The organism is Enterobacter cloacae complex sp. ESBL7 (assembly GCF_041679625.1).
Lineage (GTDB): Bacteria > Pseudomonadota > Gammaproteobacteria > Enterobacterales > Enterobacteriaceae > Enterobacter > Enterobacter asburiae_B.
The window spans coordinates 674,308-693,394 of record NZ_JBGORN010000001.1 but is presented as its reverse complement, the minus strand read 5'-3'; the positions used below and the strand labels follow the sequence as shown (position 1 = coordinate 693,394).

General features: G+C 57.8%; 15 protein-coding genes. 9 read left to right on the top strand and 6 right to left on the bottom strand.

Features of this window, described 5'->3' with window-relative positions; translation table 11 throughout:
• Positions 1–231 precede the first annotated feature (231 nt).
• Together clpA and clpS are read right to left on the bottom strand one after the other, a co-directional pair.
• A complete protein-coding gene (gene clpA, locus ACERY3_RS03360; protein ID WP_023335109.1) occupies positions 232–2,511 on the bottom strand; it encodes an ATP-dependent Clp protease ATP-binding subunit ClpA in 2,280 nt (759 codons plus the stop codon).
• 27 nt (positions 2,512–2,538) lie between these two features.
• Positions 2,539–2,859 carry an ATP-dependent Clp protease adapter ClpS gene (gene clpS / locus ACERY3_RS03355; protein WP_006174393.1) on the bottom strand — a complete coding sequence of 107 codons (321 nt, stop codon included), beginning with the start codon at positions 2,857–2,859 and terminating at the stop codon, positions 2,539–2,541.
• A 267-nt stretch (positions 2,860–3,126) separates the two neighbouring features.
• Here clpS and cspD point away from each other — a divergent pair, with 267 nt between their 5' ends.
• Positions 3,127–3,348: a cold shock-like protein CspD gene (gene cspD, locus ACERY3_RS03350; protein ID WP_006809408.1), complete on the top strand. Its 222-nt coding sequence runs from the start codon at positions 3,127–3,129 to the stop codon at positions 3,346–3,348.
• A 70-nt stretch (positions 3,349–3,418) separates the two neighbouring features.
• Here cspD and macB read toward each other — a convergent pair whose 3' ends face one another.
• Positions 3,419–5,359: a macrolide ABC transporter ATP-binding protein/permease MacB gene (macB, locus tag ACERY3_RS03345; RefSeq protein ID WP_373225041.1), complete on the bottom strand. Its 1,941-nt coding sequence runs from the start codon at positions 5,357–5,359 to the stop codon at positions 3,419–3,421.
• Positions 5,356–6,471 (bottom strand): macrolide transporter subunit MacA, encoded by a 1,116-nt coding sequence (gene macA, locus ACERY3_RS03340; protein WP_096150398.1) that lies wholly within the window; start codon positions 6,469–6,471, stop codon positions 5,356–5,358. Before macA ends, macB begins: the two co-directional genes overlap by 4 nt.
• Before the next feature lie 159 nt (positions 6,472–6,630).
• Here macA and ACERY3_RS03335 point away from each other — a divergent pair, with 159 nt between their 5' ends.
• Positions 6,631–7,587 carry a VirK/YbjX family protein gene (locus ACERY3_RS03335; protein ID WP_058842117.1) on the top strand — a complete coding sequence of 319 codons (957 nt, stop codon included), beginning with the start codon at positions 6,631–6,633 and terminating at the stop codon, positions 7,585–7,587.
• On the opposite strand, the gene ACERY3_RS03330 is transcribed toward ACERY3_RS03335, so the two are convergent.
• Positions 7,584–9,242 (bottom strand): ATP-dependent endonuclease, encoded by a 1,659-nt coding sequence (locus ACERY3_RS03330; RefSeq protein ID WP_032658229.1) that lies wholly within the window; start codon positions 9,240–9,242, stop codon positions 7,584–7,586. The genes ACERY3_RS03335 and ACERY3_RS03330 overlap by 4 nt on opposite strands.
• A 372-nt stretch (positions 9,243–9,614) precedes the next feature.
• Here ACERY3_RS03330 and aqpZ point away from each other — a divergent pair, with 372 nt between their 5' ends.
• The 4 genes from aqpZ (at position 9,615) to hcr (ending at position 14,156) form a co-directional block, all read left to right on the top strand.
• Positions 9,615–10,310, top strand: a complete 696-nt coding sequence (aqpZ, locus tag ACERY3_RS03325) for an aquaporin Z (RefSeq protein ID WP_033145073.1) — start codon at positions 9,615–9,617, stop codon at positions 10,308–10,310.
• 170 nt (positions 10,311–10,480) lie between these two features.
• On the top strand, positions 10,481–11,380 hold the full coding sequence (locus ACERY3_RS03320; RefSeq protein WP_033145072.1) for a lysine exporter LysO family protein: 900 nt from the start codon (positions 10,481–10,483) through the stop codon (positions 11,378–11,380).
• Positions 11,381–11,524: 144 nt separating this feature from the next.
• On the top strand, positions 11,525–13,177 hold the full coding sequence (gene hcp / locus ACERY3_RS03315; protein WP_373225040.1) for a hydroxylamine reductase: 1,653 nt from the start codon (positions 11,525–11,527) through the stop codon (positions 13,175–13,177).
• A gap of 10 nt (positions 13,178–13,187) precedes the next feature.
• Positions 13,188–14,156, top strand: a complete 969-nt coding sequence (gene hcr, locus ACERY3_RS03310) for an NADH oxidoreductase (protein ID WP_058842119.1) — start codon at positions 13,188–13,190, stop codon at positions 14,154–14,156.
• A 90-nt stretch (positions 14,157–14,246) separates the two neighbouring features.
• Here the strand turns inward: hcr and ACERY3_RS03305 are convergent, their stop codons facing one another.
• Positions 14,247–14,681 (bottom strand): DoxX family protein, encoded by a 435-nt coding sequence (locus ACERY3_RS03305; RefSeq protein WP_033145069.1) that lies wholly within the window; start codon positions 14,679–14,681, stop codon positions 14,247–14,249.
• A 151-nt stretch (positions 14,682–14,832) separates the two neighbouring features.
• Here ACERY3_RS03305 and poxB point away from each other — a divergent pair, with 151 nt between their 5' ends.
• From poxB to ACERY3_RS03290, 3 genes are read left to right on the top strand one after another with little or no spacing between them, the layout of a single operon-like run.
• The gene (gene poxB, locus ACERY3_RS03300; protein WP_373225039.1) at positions 14,833–16,551 is read left to right on the top strand and encodes a ubiquinone-dependent pyruvate dehydrogenase; all 1,719 of its coding nucleotides are present in this window, start codon (positions 14,833–14,835) and stop codon (positions 16,549–16,551) included.
• Between the two features lie 38 nt (positions 16,552–16,589).
• The gene (gene ltaE, locus ACERY3_RS03295; RefSeq protein ID WP_045887628.1) at positions 16,590–17,591 is read left to right on the top strand and encodes a low-specificity L-threonine aldolase; all 1,002 of its coding nucleotides are present in this window, start codon (positions 16,590–16,592) and stop codon (positions 17,589–17,591) included.
• 10 nt (positions 17,592–17,601) lie between these two features.
• Entirely contained in the window at positions 17,602–19,038 is a 1,437-nt protein-coding gene (locus ACERY3_RS03290; protein WP_373225037.1) for a DUF2867 domain-containing protein, read from the top strand.
• The last annotated feature ends 49 nt before the right edge of the window (positions 19,039–19,087 follow it).

Below are 19,087 nucleotides of genomic sequence, written 5' to 3'. Positions count from 1 at the left end.
TTGCAAGTGCGCCGCCATTTTATTACTGTGGATTTATCCAGCAACTGACTTCGAAAGAAACTGGAAAGCGCCTCGCAAAATTCCTCTGTGGTCTGTTGCCCTCACCCCAACCCTCTCCCACAGGGAGAGGGAGAAAACCCTAAAAACGACAACACTGTTGTCGTTTTGCTTTTACCCTGGCAGGCATAAAAAAACCGGGCAAATGCCCGGTTTTTTACATTAACGTTTAACTCAGTGAGCCGCTTCCGGCTTGTGCTTCGCCGCACTCTGGAAATCATACGTCAGTTCGTTCTTCGCCTGATCCAGCGCCACGGTCACCTGACCGCCGTCCACCAGCGAGCCAAACAGCAGCTCGTTCGCCAGCGGTTTCTTCAGGTTATCCTGAATCACGCGCGCCATCGGACGGGCACCCATCGCACGGTCGTAGCCTTTCTCGGCCAACCAGTTGCGGGCCTCCTGGCTCACTTCCAGCGACACGCCTTTCTGATCCAGTTGAACCTGCAGTTCGACTATGAACTTGTCCACTACCTGGTGGATCACGTCGGTAGACAGGTGATCGAACCAGATAATGTTGTCCAGACGGTTACGGAACTCCGGCGTGAAGATCTTCTTGATCTCCTCCATCGCATCGGTGCTGTTATCCTGGTGGATCAGGCCGATGGATTTACGCTCGGTTTCACGCACCCCGGCGTTGGTGGTCATCACCAGCACCACGTTGCGGAAGTCCGCCTTGCGCCCGTTGTTGTCGGTCAGCGTCCCGTTGTCCATCACCTGCAGCAGGATGTTGAACACGTCCGGGTGTGCTTTCTCGATTTCATCGAGCAGCAGGACCGCGTGCGGATGCTTGATCACCGCGTCGGTGAGCAGGCCGCCCTGGTCAAAGCCCACGTAGCCCGGAGGCGCACCAATCAAACGGCTGACGGTGTGACGCTCCATATACTCGGACATATCAAAGCGCAGCAGCTCAATGCCCAGCGCTTTGGAGAGCTGAACCGTCACCTCGGTTTTCCCTACGCCGGTCGGGCCAGCGAACAGGAAGGAACCGACAGGCTTGTGGTCATGCCCCAGCCCGGCGCGGGCCATCTTGATCGCTTCGGTTAAGGCCTCAATGGCTTTATCCTGACCAAAGACCAGCATTTTCAGGCGATTGCCGAGGGTGCGCAGCGTGTCGCGGTCGCTCTGAGAAACGCTCTTCTCAGGGATACGCGCGATGCGGGCCACCACGGACTCAATATCCGCCACGTTAACGGTTTTCTTACGCTTGCTGGCCGGCATCAGGCGCGCACGCGCCCCTGCCTCATCAATCACGTCAATCGCCTTATCCGGCAGATGACGGTCGTTGATATATTTCACCGCCAGCTCCACCGCCGCACGTACCGCTTTCGCGGTGTAACGCACGTCGTGGTGCGCTTCGTACTTCGGCTTCAGGCCGTTGATGATCTGCACCGTTTCCTCGACGGACGGTTCGGTCACGTCGATTTTCTGGAAGCGGCGCGCCAGCGCACGGTCTTTCTCAAAGATGTTGCTGAACTCCTGGTAGGTCGTGGAGCCAATCACGCGAATCTTGCCGCTGGAGAGCAGCGGTTTGATCAGGTTCGCGGCATCCACCTGGCCACCGGAGGCAGCACCTGCACCGATGATGGTGTGGATCTCATCGATAAACAGGATGCTGTTGGTGTCCTGCTCCAGCTGTTTCAACAGCGCCTTGAAGCGTTTTTCAAAATCACCGCGGTATTTGGTGCCCGCCAGCAGCGAGCCGATATCCAGCGAGTAGATGGTGCAGTCGGCAATCACTTCCGGCACGTCACCCTGCACAATGCGCCAGGCAAGCCCTTCGGCAATCGCGGTTTTACCCACGCCTGACTCACCCACCAGCAGCGGGTTGTTCTTGCGGCGACGGCACAGCACCTGGATCGCGCGCTCCAGCTCTTTATCGCGACCAATCAGCGGGTCGATACCGCCAACGCGAGCAAGCTGGTTAAGGTTGGTGGTGAAGTTTTCCATACGATCCTCCCCGCCTGCTTGCTCTTCATTGTTATTGACCTGATTGCTGGAATCCGATGCCTGGTTAGGCTCGTCTTTGCGCGTTCCGTGAGAAATAAAGTTAACCACGTCGAGGCGGCTGACTTCGTGTTTGCGCAGCAGGTAGGCAGCCTGTGACTCCTGCTCGCTGAAGATGGCGACTAAGACGTTTGCGCCAGTCACTTCGCTACGCCCGGAAGACTGGACGTGGAATACCGCGCGCTGCAGCACGCGCTGGAAGCTGAGCGTCGGCTGCGTGTCGCGCTCTTCTTCACTGGCTGGCAGCACCGGTGTGGTTTGTTCGATGAAGGCTTCGAGTTCCTGACGTAGCGCCACCAGATCCACGGAGCAGGCTTCCAGCGCTTCGCGGGCAGATGGGTTGCTAAGCAGTGCGAGCAGTAAATGCTCGACGGTCATAAACTCATGTCGGTGCTCACGCGCTCTGGCGAAAGCCATGTTTAAACTGAGTTCCAGTTCTTGATTGAGCATAGGCACCTCCCCCAATTTTATGCCTTATCAGGCCTTTTCCAGCGTACACAGCAACGGATGCTCGTTCTCCCTCGCATAGTCGTTCACCATCGCCACTTTGGTTTCCGCCACTTCGGCTGTGAAGATGCCGCAGATAGCTTTGCCACGATAATGAACGGTAAGCATCAGTTGCGTTGCACGTTCTACATCATAAGAAAAGAACTTTTGTAGCACGTCAATAACAAATTCCATCGGCGTGTAATCATCGTTCATTAACATAACTTTATACATAGATGGCGGTTTTAGCGCGTCGCGCACTTTGTCTTCCGCCAGCTGGTCGAAATCCAGCCAATCGTTGGTCTTACCCATTATGCATAACCACTTTGAATCTACCTCAGATGTTAGATAACAATCATCTATTACTGTCATCCGCGATGTCTGTCACAAACTGTTGCAATAGCGTTAACTGCTTCAAACTTTGGTTGATTATTGTCCCATCTCCAGCGCCAAACGCTTGACGACTTCTTTCGTTTCTCTAAATTGTACAAGCGTGAGATGGCGAGGTTTTGAACAGCCCCCACTCCACCACCGGTTCATTCCATCTTAACTTATAAGATTTACGAAGGATGTCGAAGCATGGAAATGGGTACTGTTAAGTGGTTCAACAACGCCAAAGGGTTTGGCTTCATCTGCCCCGAAGGCGGCGGCGAGGATATCTTCGCTCACTATTCCACCATTCAGATGGATGGTTACAGAACGCTCAAAGCCGGGCAGTCCGTCCGGTTCGATGTACATCAGGGACCAAAAGGCAATCATGCCAGCCTAATCGTACCCGTTGAAGCAGAGACGGTTGCATAGCTCTCTGTTTTATTGTGTACATCCCGCAGTCAAAATGCCAGCCCGATCGGCTGGCATTTTTATTTTCGGGTTATTCCCGAGCCAGCGCGTCCACCGGATCCAGCCGCGCCGCGTTGCGGGCGGGCAACCAGCCAAACAAAATGCCGGTAAAGGTCGAACACAAAAATGCGGTAATAATGGCAACCGGCGAGAAGCCAATCTCCCAGCCGGGTAAAAAGAGCTGAAGCGCAAACGCGATCATCATCGAGAGCGCAATGCCCATCGCCCCGCCAACCAGACACACCAGCACCGCTTCAATCAAAAACTGCTGCAGCACGTCGCTGGCCCGGGCGCCGACCGCCATGCGAATGCCGATCTCCCGGGTACGTTCGGTGACCGACACCAGCATGATATTCATCACCCCGATACCGCCGACGACCAGCGAGATCACCGCCACCAGCGTGAGGAACAGCTGAAGAGTACGTGTGGTCTTTTCCGCCGTTTTCAAGAGGCCGTCCATATTCCAGGTGAAGAAATCTTTCTTCCCGTGGCGCAGGGTTAACAGCCGTTCAAGCTGCTGTTCGGCCAGCGCGCTGTCGTAGCCCTCCTTCACGCGTACGGTGATGGAGTTGAGCCATGACTGCCCCATAATCCGCCCTGAGATGGTGGTGTAGGGCAGCCAGACGCGCAGGATCTTACTGCTGCCAAACATCGACTGCTTCTCTTCCGCCACGCCGATGACCGTGGCAGGCATGTTGCCGACCAGAATCACTTCGCCCACCACGTTGGCTTTGTTTGGGAAAAGCTGCCTGCGCGAGTTCGCGTCCAGCACCACCACCTGCGCCCTGCCCGCCAGCTGCTCGGCGTTGAAGGTGGCACCTTCGCTGAAGGTCATGCCGTAGACGTTGAAGTAGTCTCCGCTCACGCCGTTAGCGCTGGCGGCCACATCAACATTGCCCACGCGCAGACGCAGGTTCTGCGAAACCGCAGGCGTGGCGGAGTTCACCCACGGCTGCTTCTGAATCGCCGCCAGATCGTCGTATTTCAGCGCCTGCTGATACTGCGGCTCGTCGTCGCCAAAGTCTTTGCCGGGATAGACGTCAATGGTATTGGTGCCAATGGCGCGAATATCGGCCAGCACCAGCTGCTTCGCCGCGTCGCCCACCACCACAATCGACACCACCGAGGCGATACCGATAATGATGCCGAGCATCGTCAACAGGGTACGCATTTTATTGGCCGCCATCGCCAGCCAGGCCATGGTCAGCGCTTCGCGAAAGCCGCTGGAGAAGTGCCCCCAGCCGGTTGATGCCGGCAGCGCTTCTTTCGGCGCCGCAGCCCTGGACTCACGCGGCGGCGGGTTGCTGACCAGCTCGCCGTCGTGGATCTCAATAATGCGTTCCGCCTGCGCCGCCACCTGCGGATCGTGGGTAACAATGATGACAGTGTGGCCCTGATCGCGAAGCTGGTGAAGGATCGCCATCACCTCTTCGCCGGAATGGCTGTCAAGTGCCCCGGTCGGTTCATCCGCGAGGATCACCTGCCCGCCGTTCATCAGCGCACGGGCAATACTCACGCGCTGCTGCTGGCCGCCGGACAGCTGCGAGGGCTGGTACTCCACCCGCTCCGCCAGCCCCAGACGCGTCAGCAGCATCTGCGCGCGCTCAAGTCGCTTTTTCCGCTCGACGCCCGCATACACCGCAGGCACTTCCACGTTCTGCGCCGCATTCAGGTGAGAAAGCAAATGGTAACGCTGGAAGATAAAGCCGAAATGTTCCCGGCGCAGCTTCGCCAGCGCATCGCCGCCCAGCGTGGAGACATCCGTCCCGGCCACGCGATAGGTACCGCTGGTCGGTTTATCCAGACAGCCGAGAATGTTCATCAGCGTCGATTTACCGGAACCCGATGCCCCGACAATCGCCACCATCTCGCCCGCCTCGACGCGCAGGGAGATGCCCTTCAGCACCTCCACCGGACCGTCGCCTGACGGATAGCTGCGACGAATGTTATTCAGCTCAAGCAGCGCCGTCATTTAGCGGCTCCGGGCAGGCTTTCGCTGACAACAACCTCCTCGCCCTCTTCCAGACCTTTCACCACCACCACGTCGGTGTCGTTGCGCGCGCCGATCACGACCTCACGCTCGCGCGTTTCGCCGTTGCGCAGCACTTTCACTTTATAACGGCTATCCCCGGCGGACTCGCCGAGCGCAGAGAGCGGAATGGTCAGCACGTTCTTCACGCCGGTCAGCTGGATATGCACCTGTGCGGTCATGTCCAGACGCAGCACGCCCTGCGGGTTTGGCACCTCAAAGCGGGCATAGTAGAAGATAGCGTCGTTAACTTTTTCCGGCGTCGGCAGAATGTCTTTCAGCACGCCTTCGTAGCGCGTCTGCGGGTCGCCAAGCACCGTAAACCAGGCGTTTTGTCCGGGCTTAAGATGGATAACATCCGCCTCTGAGACCTGGGCTTTGACCAGCATGGTGCTCATGTCAGCCAGCGTCAGAATGTTTGGCGCCTGCTGCGCGGCAATCACCGTCTGGCCCTGCAGCGTGGTGATCTGGGTGACTTCGCCCGCCATCGGCGCGACGATTTTGGTGTAGTCGAGGTTGGTTTTTGCCGTATCCAGCGAGGCCTGATTGCGTTTGATTTGCGCGTCAATCGTGCCAATCTGCGCCTGTTTCACCGCCAGTTCTGTGGTGGCAGTATCTAAATCCTGTTTCGAAATAGCCTGGGTTTTGGCCAGCGCCTGCTGACGGGTCAGCGTTACCTGAGCCAGGTTACGTTCTGCCAGCGCCTGCGCACGCTGCGCGCGCAGCTCCATCAGCGTGGCTTCCACCTCGCGGATCTGGTTCTCAGCCTGCTCAGGATCGATAACGCCGAGCAGCTGGCCTTTTTTCACCTTGTCGCCAATCTCAACCGACAGCGTTTTCAGCTGGCCGCTGACCTGAGCGCCGACGTCAACCTTGCGCAGCGCGTCAAGCTTGCCCGTCGCGAGGACGTTTTGCTGCAGTTCGCCCGGGCGAACAATCAGCGTCTGATACTGCGGCACCGGCGCATTCAGCACCTGCCATAGCCAGTACCCACCGGCTAAAACCGCGACCGCCAGCAGCAGAAACAGCGTTCTGCGTTTTCCCTTGAGGTTCATAAATATTCCAAATAAATGTTCTGGCAATTATAAATGTTGATTCTATCTAAACGACTCCTCAACGAAACCCCTGTTCTCCGAAATCGCCCTAATTTGTTTACGAGACGTTGACATTTCCCCTGTTGAAATAGCGATATTCCAAAAGGATCAGGATCTACCATGTCTTCTATCGTCGATACATCACTTTCAAACCTGCCGCAGCCAAAAACCGGCTGGCAGCTTTTCAAAAACCTGGCTTTTGGTGAGATCGCACCCGGGCTGGCATGGGAAAAAACCGCCTACCGACGTAAGTTCATGCTGCGTTCACTGGCGACACCGCTCAGCACCGCTCGCCTGCTGTCTGATCTTGCGAAACATCCGCACCTGATGCAAATGCTCCAGGTTCAGCCGGGGCTGCCGTGTCGCCTTCATCGTCCGTGGCTGACGGTCAATATGGATCGACAGCGTGCGCTGGAATCGCTGTCCTGGCACTATCAGATGATGTGTCGCCAGCTGCCGGCGACGCTGACAAAGGGTTACCTTTCAAAGCAGGGCGTGACTCTGCTGACCTTAACCGGAAAAGATGAACAGCAATTTACCGTCCGCCTGTGTGCCGACGCGTTTATGGATAAAGAGGGAGAAGCTACCCTCGTTTTCTGTGACAGTCAAAATACGGCGCTGGCGGAGATGACCTTTACGCTATGCCAGTTTGAGGGAAAATCAACGCTGTTCATTGGCGGTTTGCAGGGCGCAAAAGCGCATGTTCCCCACGAGCTGATCCAGGGTGCGACGAAAGCCTGCCACGGTCTGTTCCCGAAACGTCTGCTGGTCGAGGCCGCAATGACGCTCGGCGCCGCGTTCCCGGTAGAGCAAATAGTCGCCGTCAGTAACGCTACCCACATTTATCGCAGCTGGCGCTACCGCAAGAAAAAAGAGGGCAAACTGCTGGCCGATTACGACAGTTTCTGGAGCTCCATCGGCGGTGAAAAGCAGGACAACGGTAACTTTATGCTGCCGCTCGTCATGCCGCGTAAACCGATGGAAGAGATTGCCAGCAAAAAACGTTCCGAATATCGCCGCCGCTACGAACTGCTGGATAGCCTGATTCAGCAGGTGAAACAGGCGACCCAGCGCTAATCCGCTTTCCCGCGTGCCAGCCACAGCACGCGGGAGAACATTTTCCGCAGCAGGGTCGGTACCGCCTCCACGCCGCGCCTTCCCGCTTCCGTCGCCACTTCAATGGCTAAATCCGGTTTTGACGAACGGTGAATGGCTTTGGCGATCACCCGCCGCATGTTCATTGGGACATCGACCGGCACCATGGCAATTCGGTGAAAGACGTCGTCGAACCCCTGGCGATACATAAAGTGTTCCATGTCCATCGCGGGCAGCATGGTTAAATGGTCGCGCTCTTCCTCGCGCTCGTTATTCAGCAGGCTCCGCACGGTCGAGGCATATTTTTTACCCGCCTCATCACCGTCTACCAGCACGTGCCACTCGATCCCCATCCGACGGGCAAATTTTATCAACGGCTTTAATCCCGACTGGGCGAATTCGATCACCTTAATGCCTTCCGCATCAAAATGGTGACCGCACTGGCGCGCCAGTTCGTTGATGACCCAGGTTTCCGTCTCCCCCTCCACCAGCAGCCAGCAGCGGGCAAAGAGCGACGACGCCCGGTTAAAGCGAATATGAAACGCGATGCGCCGCCCGTCTTCCGCGTTCAAACCGCCCGGCCCAAGCCGGAAAGCGCAGACGCGGGAGGATTCACGCACCAGGCGACAGACGTGTTCTACCGGCGTCAGGGATAATAACTCCCCGGAATTGGTGGTCGTAATGCGCTGGAGCGGCAGCAGATTCAGCAGATGCCATGCCACGGAGAGCATGATGGGATGCAGGCGCGTTTCCGGGTCTTCCACCAGCAGCAGCGGCCGGGCGTCCCGGTCCAGACGAACGGTGCCTTTGGCCTGCAGAAGCGTTGAAAACAGCCCCAGCAGAATCACCCGATGGGTGCGACCGCCGGGCCGGTCGATCATCCGGTTAATGATGTCGAGGTAACGCCAGCTTCGCTGCTCATCATGAGAGCGGCGGCGCATCAGACGATGGCGCGACTCAGAGGTTCCCTGCTCGGAAAAATAGTGCTCCAGGAGTTGCACCATTGCGGACAACCCCTGACGAATTTGGCCATCGGTCAGATTCTGCGGACGCGACACCAGCTCTCTGGCCAGAAAATCCAGCTCGCGGGCGGTGACTTCCACTTCCGGCATATTGGGTACGGTTCCGTTACGAATACGCCGCATAAAGCGCGCATCGCGCAGGCGTAACACCGGCGTCAGGCGGATCAGGTGGCGGGCCAGATCGTCGATATTGTCCAGCGGGATCGGGTTGGCTTTCTCATCGAGAAAATCACGCAGGGTGAGTACCCCCTCGTTCTCCGCCATCTCGCCTTCCAGCCGATAGAAAATCCGGTGGAAACCGTCATCGCACGGCACCCAGCAGGGTGACAGCGGGCGGAAGCGACGCACGCGGTGACGTCCGGGTTCGGATTCGCGGAACGTCAGGATGATATGCAGGTGCTTCTCGCGCCCCGTCACGTCGCCGGGCGGGAACCAGAAATCGTCGCGGACGAAGTGATACAGATCGTCCTCGGGCGAAAGCAGTAGCGTCAATGCATCCAGCAGGCTGGACTTACCCCACGCGTTCTCGCCGATCAGGACGTTGTTTTGCTCCAGCTGCAGCGACAGGCGGTTAATACCGCGAAACCCGACAATTTCCACACGTTCGAGAAGCATAAATCCCCCGCGATATGATCACTTTTTCCTTCAAGTTATCAGCAGTATAGCGGGATGCAGATGGGCTTGACACTGCAATCCGCCTCCATAACCTGGCGGAAGCACGAAAAATTCAGAATTTATCCATCAGGTTTCATTTGAAATAACCCACATCTCGCAAGATACTACCGCCCGCAAATTGGACTATGCTCTATTTACCTCCAGTTTGAACAAGGATTGACATCACATTGCCTTAAATCAAATTAATCGAATTTATTTAAGTGGCGAAGGGGTGTTGTTGGTTTTTAAAATACGGGCTCTTTGAGTCGTCATCCCTTTATGGCGATATATCCCGCGCGCGGGAATGCGTGCGGATAATTATTTGAGGTGGTTATGTTTAGAAAATTGGCAGCAGAATGCTTTGGTACATTCTGGCTGGTATTTGGTGGCTGCGGTAGCGCCGTTCTGGCAGCAGCATTCCCGGAATTAGGTATCGGTTTTGTCGGCGTTGCGCTGGCATTTGGTTTAACCGTATTAACCATGGCGTTTGCCGTGGGACATATTTCCGGCGGTCATTTTAACCCGGCAGTAACGTTAGGTTTATGGGCGGGCGGCCGTTTCCCGGCGAAAGACGTGATTGGCTATATTGTGGCGCAGGTGGTTGGCGGTATTATCGCGGCGGGCGTTCTGTACGTGATTGCCAGCGGTAAAGCCGGCTTCGACGCGGCGGCCAGCGGCTTTGCCTCTAACGGCTTTGGCGAACACTCTCCGGGCGGCTACTCCATGCTGTCTGCCATCGTGATTGAAATCGTGCTGACCGCAGGCTTCTTGCTGGTGATCCACGGCGCAACGGACAAACACGCCCCAGCCGGTTTTGCCCCGATTGCCATTGGTCTGGCGCTGACGCTTATCCACCTGATTTCTATTCCGGTCACCAACACCTCCGTTAACCCGGCACGCAGTACCGCCGTCGCCATCTTCCAGGGCGGCTGGGCGCTTGAGCAGCTGTGGCTGTTCTGGGTGATGCCAGTTATCGGCGGTATCCTGGGTGGCGTGCTGTATCGCACCCTGCTGGAAAAACGCGATTAATCTTTCCCTCCCTCTCCCCGTGGGAGAGGGCCACAGGCCGCACACCCCACATAGACACAAGCCGGGTAAGGCGTAGCCGCCGCCCGGCTTTCTTTTGCCGCTTTACTGAACAGCCTTTATTGGGTAGTGTCACTGGCGCTTAACCGATACTCAAAAAGGACCGGCTGTTCATGTTTTCAGGACTCCTCATCATTTTGCTGCCCTTGATCGTGGGCTATCTTATTCCGCTGCATCGTGAATCCGCATTAAGGCTCATTAATCGATTCCTGAGCTGGATTGTCTACGTTATTCTTTTCTTTATGGGGATTAGCCTGGCATTTCTGGACAACTTATCGGCGAATTTACTCTCCATCCTCCATTATTCTGTCGTCACCGTGGTGGTTATTTTGCTGTGCAATATTGCCGCGCTGCTGTGGCTGGAACGCACTATTCCATGGAAAAATCACCATCATCAGGAAAAACTCCCTTCACGAATTGCAATGGCGCTTGAATCATTAAAATTATGCGGCGTCGTGGTGCTCGGTTTTCTTCTTGGGCTGACCGGTTGGGCATTTTTACAGCACGCGACTGAGGCCAGTGAATATACGCTGATCTTCCTGCTGTTCCTGATTGGTATTCAATTACGAAATAATGGCATGACGCTGAAACAAATTGTCCTCAACCGTCGGGGGATGATGGTTGCCGTTATGGTTGTCGCCAGTTCAATGGTGGCGGGCGTCATCAACGCCTTTATTCTCGATCTGCCGCTGAAAACCGGCCTGGCGATGGCGTCCGGTTTTGGCTGGTACTCCCTCTCCGGTATTCTGCTGACCGAATCATTCGGCCCGGTGATCGGCAGCGCCGCCTTCTTTAACGATCTGGCGCGAGAGCTGATTGCCATCATGCTGATCCCGAGCCTGGTTCGCCGCAGTCGTTCTACCGCGCTGGGCCTGTGTGGTGCAACGTCGATGGACTTTACCCTGCCGGTACTACAACGCTCCGGAGGTCTGGAGATGGTTCCCGCGGCTATCGTGCACGGCTTTATTTTAAGCCTGCTGGTTCCGGTCCTGATGGCCTTCTTCTCTGCCTGATACTTCTTTGGCGGTAGGTTTCCTGCCGCCAAAATTGCGCTAAATCAATCTCCCTCTATTTTGTAGCAGAAAGCCCTTTTCTCCGTTCTGGCACAGGCATAACCTTAAACATGTATATCAAATATAACTTTAACAGGTGTGATTATGTTTTGTGTGCAATGTGAACAAACCATCCGTACCCCGGCAGGCAATGGCTGCTCTTACGCACAGGGTATGTGCGGCAAAACCGCAGAAACATCTGACCTGCAGGACCTGCTGATTGCGGCTCTGCAAGGCCTTTCCGCATGGGCGTTCAAAGCCCGCGAATACGGCATTGTCGACCACTACGTCGACAGCTTCGCCCCACGCGCGTTTTTCTCCACGCTGACCAACGTTAACTTCGACTCTCCGCGCATTGTCGGCTACGCCCGCGAAGCGATTGCCCTGCGTGATGCGCTGAAAGCCCAGTGCCTGAAGGCGGATGCCTCCGCTCGCGTGGAAAACCCGATGTCAGAACTTCAGCTGGTCAGCGACGATTTGGGCGACCTCCAGCGTCAGGCGGCAGAATTCACCCCGAATAAAGACAAAGCGGCGATTGGCGAGAACATTCTCGGCCTGCGCCTGCTGTGCCTGTACGGCCTGAAAGGCGCTGCGGCCTATATGGAACACGCGCATGTGCTCGGTCAGTACGACAACGACATCTACGCCCAGTACCACAAAATCATGGCGTGGCTAGGCACCTGGCCTGCCGATATGAACGCCCTGCTTGAGTGCTCAATGGAAATCGGCCAGATGAACTTCCGCGTGATGAGCATTCTGGATGCCGGTGAAACCAGCACCTACGGCCACCCGACGCCGACGCAGGTCAACGTCAAGGCAACCGAAGGCAAGTGCATTCTGATTTCCGGTCACGACCTGAAAGATCTCTACAACCTGCTGAAGCAAACCGAAGGCACCGGCGTTAACGTGTATACCCACGGCGAAATGCTGCCGGCGCACGGCTACCCGGAGCTGCGTAAATTTAAGCATCTGATCGGTAACTACGGCAGCGGCTGGCAGAACCAGCAGGTGGAGTTCGCCCGCTTCCCTGGCCCTATCGTGATGACCTCTAACTGCATCATCGACCCGACCGTCGGCGCGTACGATGACCGCATCTGGACCCGCAGCATCGTCGGCTGGCCGGGCGTGAGCCATCTTGAAGGTGACGATTTCGGTCCGGTTATCGCCCAGGCGCAGCAGATGGCAGGCTTCCCGTACAGCGAGATCCCGCACCTCATTACCGTCGGCTTCGGTCGTGAAACCCTGCTGGGTGCCGCTGATTCGCTGATCGATCTCGTCAGCCGTGAAAATCTGCGCCACATCTTCCTCGTCGGCGGCTGCGACGGCGCGCGCGGCGAGCGTAACTACTTCACCGATTTCGCCACCAGCGTGCCGGAAGACTGCCTGATCCTGACCCTGGCGTGCGGCAAATACCGTTTCAACAAGCTGGACTTCGGCGACATCGAAGGTCTGCCGCGCCTGATCGATGCGGGCCAGTGTAACGATGCTTACTCGGCCATCATTCTGGCGGTCACCCTGGCGGAGAAACTGGGCTGCGGCGTGAACGACCTGCCGCTGTCGCTGGTGCTGTCATGGTTCGAGCAGAAAGCGATTGTCATCCTCCTGACCCTGCTCTCTCTCGGCGTCACCAACATCGTGACCGGCCCGACCGCGCCTGGCTTCATGACGCCAGACCTGCTGGCGGTGCTGAACGAGAAATTCGGCCTGCGTTCCGTGACCAACGTTGAAGATGATATGAAGCAGCTGCTGAGCGCGTAAGGAGTTATTCATGACCATGCCAACCTCACAATGTCCGTGGCGGATGCAGGTTCATCACATCCATCAGGAGACGCCGGATGTGTGGACGCTGTCGCTGCTGTGCCATGACTACTATCCGTACCGTGCAGGCCAGTACGCGCTGGTCAGCGTTCGCAATTCGGCGGATACGCTGCGCGCCTACACGATCTCCTCAACGCCGGGCGTGAGCGAGTACATTACGCTCACCGTCCGCCGCATTGACGACGGCGCGGGCTCGCAGTGGCTGACGCGGAACGTCAAGCGCGGGGATTACATCTGGCTGTCTGACGCGCAGGGCGATTTCACCTGTGACGACAAAGCAGACGATAAATTCCTGTTGCTGGCGGCGGGCTGTGGCGTAACGCCAATTATGTCGATGCGCCGCTGGCTGGCAAAAAATCGCCCGCAGGCCGATGTGCAGTCGATCTTCAGCGTCCGTTCCCCGGAAGATGTGATTTTTGCCGGGGAATGGCGTGATTATCCGGTGACGCTGGTGGCGGAGCACAACGCGACCCACGGCTTTGTGCCCGGTCGCCTGAGCCGCGAGCTGCTGCAAAGCGTACCGGATATCGCGAACCGCACCGTGATGACCTGCGGCCCGGCGCCGTACATGGATATCGTGGAAAAAGAGGTGAAAGCGCTTGGCGTGACCCGCTTCTTCAAAGAGCAGTTCTTCACGCCGGTGGCGGAAGCGGCAACCAGCGGCATTACCTTCACCAAACTGCAGCCTGCGCAGACCTTCTTTGGCCGCGTGGGGACCACGCTGCTGGAGGCGCTGGAAAGCAACAAGGTGCCGGTAGTGGCTGCCTGTCGTGCGGGCGTGTGCGGCTGCTGTAAGACGAAGGTGGTTTCCGGGGAGTACACCGTCACCAGCACCATGACGCTGTCCGACGCGGAAATTGCCGAGGGTTACGTGCTGGCATGCTCATGCCATCCACAGGGCGATCTCGTCCTCGCATAAACGGTAAACGTTCGATCGTAGGCCCGGTAAGCGTCAGCGCCACCGGGCTTTTTGTCGGGTGACACTGCGTTTACCCGACCTACAACAACCCTACCGCCACGCGGGTGCTTTACCCAGCGCAAACCGCCCCGCCCCTAAAAACGCGACCGCCAGCGAGCCGATAAAGAAGTACACCAGGCTTTCAATCGCCCATGCGCCTACCTTATCGAGGGCGAGCGTTTCCCCCATTCCCACCATCAGCCACGCCACAATCATCGTAAAGGCCAGCACCAGCGCGGCCGGACGCGTAAAGAGCCCGACAATAATCAGAATCGGTGCCACCACTTCGCCAACTAACACCCCGTAGGCGATAAATCCCGGCAGCCCTTTTTCCACCAGCATGCCGCTGATAAAGCCCACGCCGCCAAAAAGCTTGTGCAAACCGTGAAAGAGCATCAGCCCGCCGACGGCAAGTCGTAACAAGAGTTTGCCAAGATCGTCGCACGATAGCTTTTCATTAACAGCGATTAACAATGATTTAACCATTTGAAATAATTCCTGTTTTTACCGAGGTAACACCAGATTATGCCGAATAATTGCGCATGAAAAGCACCTTTTAATTGGGGGGATGCGACGGGCAATACGGAGACTTTCTTCTAAGCTTGTAAGCGATATCACAAAAAGGAGACGGACAACCATGAAACAAACCGTGGCTGCATATATAGCGAAAACGCTCGACCAGGCTGGCGTGAAACGTATCTGGGGCGTAACCGGCGATTCCCTGAACGGACTTAGCGACAGCCTCAACAAGATGAAGACCATCGAATGGATGCCCACGCGCCATGAAGAGGTTGCCGCCTTCGCCGCAGGCGCTGAAGCACAGCTTACGGGGGAACTGGCCGTGTGTGCGGGCTCGTGCGGTCCCGGCAACCTGCATCTGATCAACGGGCTGTTCGACTGTCACCGCAACCACGTGCCGGTGCTGGCGATTGCCGCCCATATCCCCTCTTCCGAAATCGGCAGCGGCTATTTTCAGGAGACGCATCCGCAGGAGCTGTTCCGTGAATGCAGCCACTATTGCGAGCTGGTTTCATCCCCGGAGCAGATCCCGCAGGTGCTGGCGATCGCCATGCGCAAGGCCGTCCTGAACCGCGGTGTTTCTGTGGTCGTTATCCCGGGCGATGTGGCCCTCAAGGCCGCGCCGGAAGGGGCCAGCACCCACTGGTATCACGCCCCACAGCCGGTGGTGACGCCTGCCGAAGAGGAGCTGAAAAAGCTGGCGCAGCTGCTGCGTTACTCCAGCAATATCGCCCTGATGTGCGGCAGCGGCTGCGCGGGCGCGCACAAGGAGCTGCTTGAATTTTCCGGTAAGCTGAAATCGCCGATTGTCCACGCCCTGCGCGGCAAAGAGCACGTCGAGTACGACAACCCCTTTGATGTGGGGATGACCGGTCTGATCGGTTTTTCCAGCGGCTTCCACACCATGATGAACGCCGACACGCTGATCCTGCTCGGCACCCAGTTCCCGTATCGTCCGTTCTATCCGGCGGATGCCAAAATCATTCAGATTGATATCAACCCGGCCAGCATCGGCGCGCACAGCAAGGTCGATATGGCGCTGGTGGGCGACATTAAATCTACCCTTGCCGCCCTGCTGCCGCTGCTGGAAGAAAAAACGGACCGCAAGTTCCTTGATAAAGCCCTGAGCGACTATCGCGACGCCCGCAAGGGGCTGGACGACCTCGCCAAACCGAGCGACAAAGCGATTCACCCGCAGTATCTGGCGCAGCAGATCAGCCATTTCGCGGACGACGACGCCATCTTTACCTGCGACGTGGGCACGCCAACCGTCTGGGCGGCACGCTATCTGAAAATGAACGGCAAGCGTCGTCTGCTCGGCTCGTTCAACCACGGCTCGATGGCCAACGCCATGCCGCAGGCGCTGGGCGCAAAAGCGACGGCCCCGGAGCGTCAGGTGGTGGCGATGTGTGGCGACGGCGGGTTCAGCATGCTGATGGGGGATTTCCTGTCGGTGGTGCAGATGAAGCTCCCGCTGAAAATCGTGGTCTTTAACAACAGCGTGCTGGGCTTCGTGGCGATGGAGATGAAGGCCGGAGGCTATCTCACGGACGGCACCGAGCTGCACGACACCAACTTCGCGCGCATCGCCGAGGCCTGCGGCATCACCGGTATTCGCGTGGAGAAAGCCTCAGAGGTGGACGAAGCCCTGCAGCGCGCGTTTTCCATCGACGGCCCGGTGCTGGTGGATGTCGTCGTCGCCAAAGAAGAGCTGGCGATCCCGCCGCAGATCAAGCTGGAACAGGCCAAAGGCTTTAGCCTGTATATGCTGCGCGCCATCATCAGCGGGCGCGGTGACGAAGTGATCGAACTGGCAAAAACCAACTGGCTCAGGTAAAACATCTGGCATCGCCTTTTTAATAATAAGGACATGCCATGATCGATTTACGCAGTGATACCGTAACCCGCCCGAGCCGCGCCATGCTCGAAGAGATGATGGCCGCCCCGGTCGGGGACGACGTCTACGGCGATGACCCGACGGTCAACGAGCTGCAACGCTACGCGGCAGAGCTGAGCGGCAAGGAAGCGGCCCTGTTTCTGCCAACCGGCACGCAGGCGAACCTGGTGGCGCTGCTCAGCCACTGCGAGCGCGGGGAAGAGTATATCGTCGGCCAGGGCGCGCATAACTATCTCTACGAAGCCGGCGGCGCGGCGGTGCTCGGCAGCATTCAGCCGCAGCCCATTGACGCCGCGCCGGACGGCTCCCTGCCGCTCGATAAAGTCGCGGCGAAAATCAAAGCTGACGATATTCACTTCGCCCGCACCAGGCTGCTCAGCCTCGAAAACACCCACAACGGCAAAGTCCTGCCGCGCGAATACCTGAAAGCAGCGTGGGAATTCACCCGCGAGCGCCGGCTCGGCCTGCACGTGGACGGCGCGCGTATCTTTAACGCCGTCGTGGAGTATGGCTGCGAGCTGAAAGAGATTGCGCAATACTGCGACTCGTTCACCATCTGCCTCTCAAAAGGGCTGGGCACGCCGGTGGGCTCTCTGCTGGTGGGCAACGCGGACTACATCAAGCGCGCCAACCGCTGGCGTAAAATGACCGGCGGCGGCATGCGTCAGGCGGGTATTCTGGCGGCTGCCGGGCTGTATGCCCTGAAAAATAACGTGGCGCGCCTGAAGGACGATCACGACAACGCCGCGTGGATGGCGGCGCAGCTGCGCGAGATTGGCGCCGACGTGATGCGCCACGACACCAACATGCTGTTCGTACGCGTGGGCGATGACCGCGCCGCCGCGTTGGGTGAGTTTATGAAATCACGTGGCGTGCTGATCAACGCCTCACCCGTTGTGCGTCTGGTCATGCATCTCGACGTGAGCCGCGAACAGCTGGCGGACGTGGTGAAACACTGGCAGGCGTTTTTACAGCGATAAGGAGCATCACGTGCCGCAACGAATTCTGGTGCTCGGCGCCAGCGGGTACATCGGTCAGCATCTCACCGCGGCGTTAAGCCAGCAGGGACACCAGGTGCTGGCAGCGGCACGCAACACCGAACGCCTGCAAAAGCTCAGTTTGCCTGGCGTCACCTGCCACAGCGTTGACCTCAACTGGCCGAAGGAACTTCCCGCCCTGCTGGAAGGGATCGACACGCTTTACTACCTGGTGCACAGCATGGGCGAAGGCGGGGATTTCATCGCCCACGAGCGGCAGGTGGCGATGAACGTTCGCGACGCCCTGCTGCAAACCCCGGTGAAGCAGGTCATTTTTTTAAGCTCGCTCCAGGCGCCCGAACACGAGCAGTCCGATCACCTGCGCGCCCGCCAGCTGACGGCTGACACCCTGCGCGGGGCGAATATCCCCGTCACCGAACTGCGCGCCGGGATCATCGTCGGCGCAGGCTCCGCCGCCTTCGAAGTGATGCGCGATATGGTCTACAACCTGCCCGTACTCACGCCGCCGCGCTGGGTACGCTCGCGCACCACGCCGATTGCGCTGGAGAATTTACTGCATTATCTGGTGGCCCTGCTGGATCGCCCGGCGGAGCAACACCGCGTGCTGGAGGCGGCAGGCCCTGAAGTGCTGAGCTATCAGGAGCAGTTCGAACATTTCATGCGCGTCAGCGGCCGCCGCCGCTGGCTGATCCCCATCCCCTTCCCGACCCGCTGGATTTCGGTGTGGTTTTTGAATGTGATCACCTCGGTGCCGCCGACGATCGCCAAAGCGCTGATCCAGGGGCTCAAACACGATTTACTGGCGGACGATCGCGAACTGCGGGCACTCATTCCCCAGGATCTGATCCGCTTTGATGATGCCGTGCGCAATACGCTGAAAGAGGAAGAGCAGCTGGTGAACTCCAGCGACTGGGGCTACGACGCCCAGGCGTTTGCCCGCTGGCGGCCGGAGTACGGCTATTACCCGAAACAGGCGGGCTGCACGGTGAAAACTTCCGCCAGCCTTGCAGATCTGTGGGAAGTCGTGAACCAGATTGGCGGCAAAGACGGTTATTTCTTCGGTAATATCCTGTGGCAAACGCGCGGAGCAATGGATCTGCTGGTGGGGCACAGGCTGGCAAAAGGCCGCCCGGCACGCCCGTATCTTGAGGTGGGCGACGCGGTCGACAGCTGGAAGGTCATCATCGTCGAGCCGGAAAAACAGCTGGCGCTGCTGTTCGGTATGAAAGCCCCGGGGCTGGGCCGACTCTGCTTTACCCTGAAAGACAAAGGCGATTGTCGTGAACTGGACGTCCGCGCCTGGTGGCATCCGCACGGAATGCCGGGTCTGTTCTACTGGCTGTTGATGATCCCCGCCCACCTGTTTATCTTCCGCGGGATGGCAAAGCGGATTGCGCAACGGGCAGAACAAAAGACGGAAAAGATCTAAATAAAACTCTCTTTCTTTCACCTTTCCCATTGCATAGCGCCGTAATTCA

Coding starts and splice junctions, on each gene's coding strand:
- macB (WP_373225041.1), bottom strand. CDS start 5,359: ATGACGGCGCTGCTTGAGCTGAATAACATTCGTCGCAGCTATCCGTCA.
- ACERY3_RS03320 (WP_033145072.1), top strand. CDS start 10,481: ATGTTTTCAGGACTCCTCATCATTTTGCTGCCCTTGATCGTGGGCTAT.
- aqpZ (WP_033145073.1), top strand. CDS start 9,615: ATGTTTAGAAAATTGGCAGCAGAATGCTTTGGTACATTCTGGCTGGTA.
- cspD (WP_006809408.1), top strand. CDS start 3,127: ATGGAAATGGGTACTGTTAAGTGGTTCAACAACGCCAAAGGGTTTGGC.
- macA (WP_096150398.1), bottom strand. CDS start 6,471: ATGAACCTCAAGGGAAAACGCAGAACGCTGTTTCTGCTGCTGGCGGTC.
- poxB (WP_373225039.1), top strand. CDS start 14,833: ATGAAACAAACCGTGGCTGCATATATAGCGAAAACGCTCGACCAGGCT.
- hcp (WP_373225040.1), top strand. CDS start 11,525: ATGTTTTGTGTGCAATGTGAACAAACCATCCGTACCCCGGCAGGCAAT.
- ltaE (WP_045887628.1), top strand. CDS start 16,590: ATGATCGATTTACGCAGTGATACCGTAACCCGCCCGAGCCGCGCCATG.
- ACERY3_RS03330 (WP_032658229.1), bottom strand. CDS start 9,242: ATGCTTCTCGAACGTGTGGAAATTGTCGGGTTTCGCGGTATTAACCGC.
- ACERY3_RS03305 (WP_033145069.1), bottom strand. CDS start 14,681: ATGGTTAAATCATTGTTAATCGCTGTTAATGAAAAGCTATCGTGCGAC.
- ACERY3_RS03335 (WP_058842117.1), top strand. CDS start 6,631: ATGTCTTCTATCGTCGATACATCACTTTCAAACCTGCCGCAGCCAAAA.
- clpS (WP_006174393.1), bottom strand. CDS start 2,859: ATGGGTAAGACCAACGATTGGCTGGATTTCGACCAGCTGGCGGAAGAC.
- hcr (WP_058842119.1), top strand. CDS start 13,188: ATGACCATGCCAACCTCACAATGTCCGTGGCGGATGCAGGTTCATCAC.
- clpA (WP_023335109.1), bottom strand. CDS start 2,511: ATGCTCAATCAAGAACTGGAACTCAGTTTAAACATGGCTTTCGCCAGA.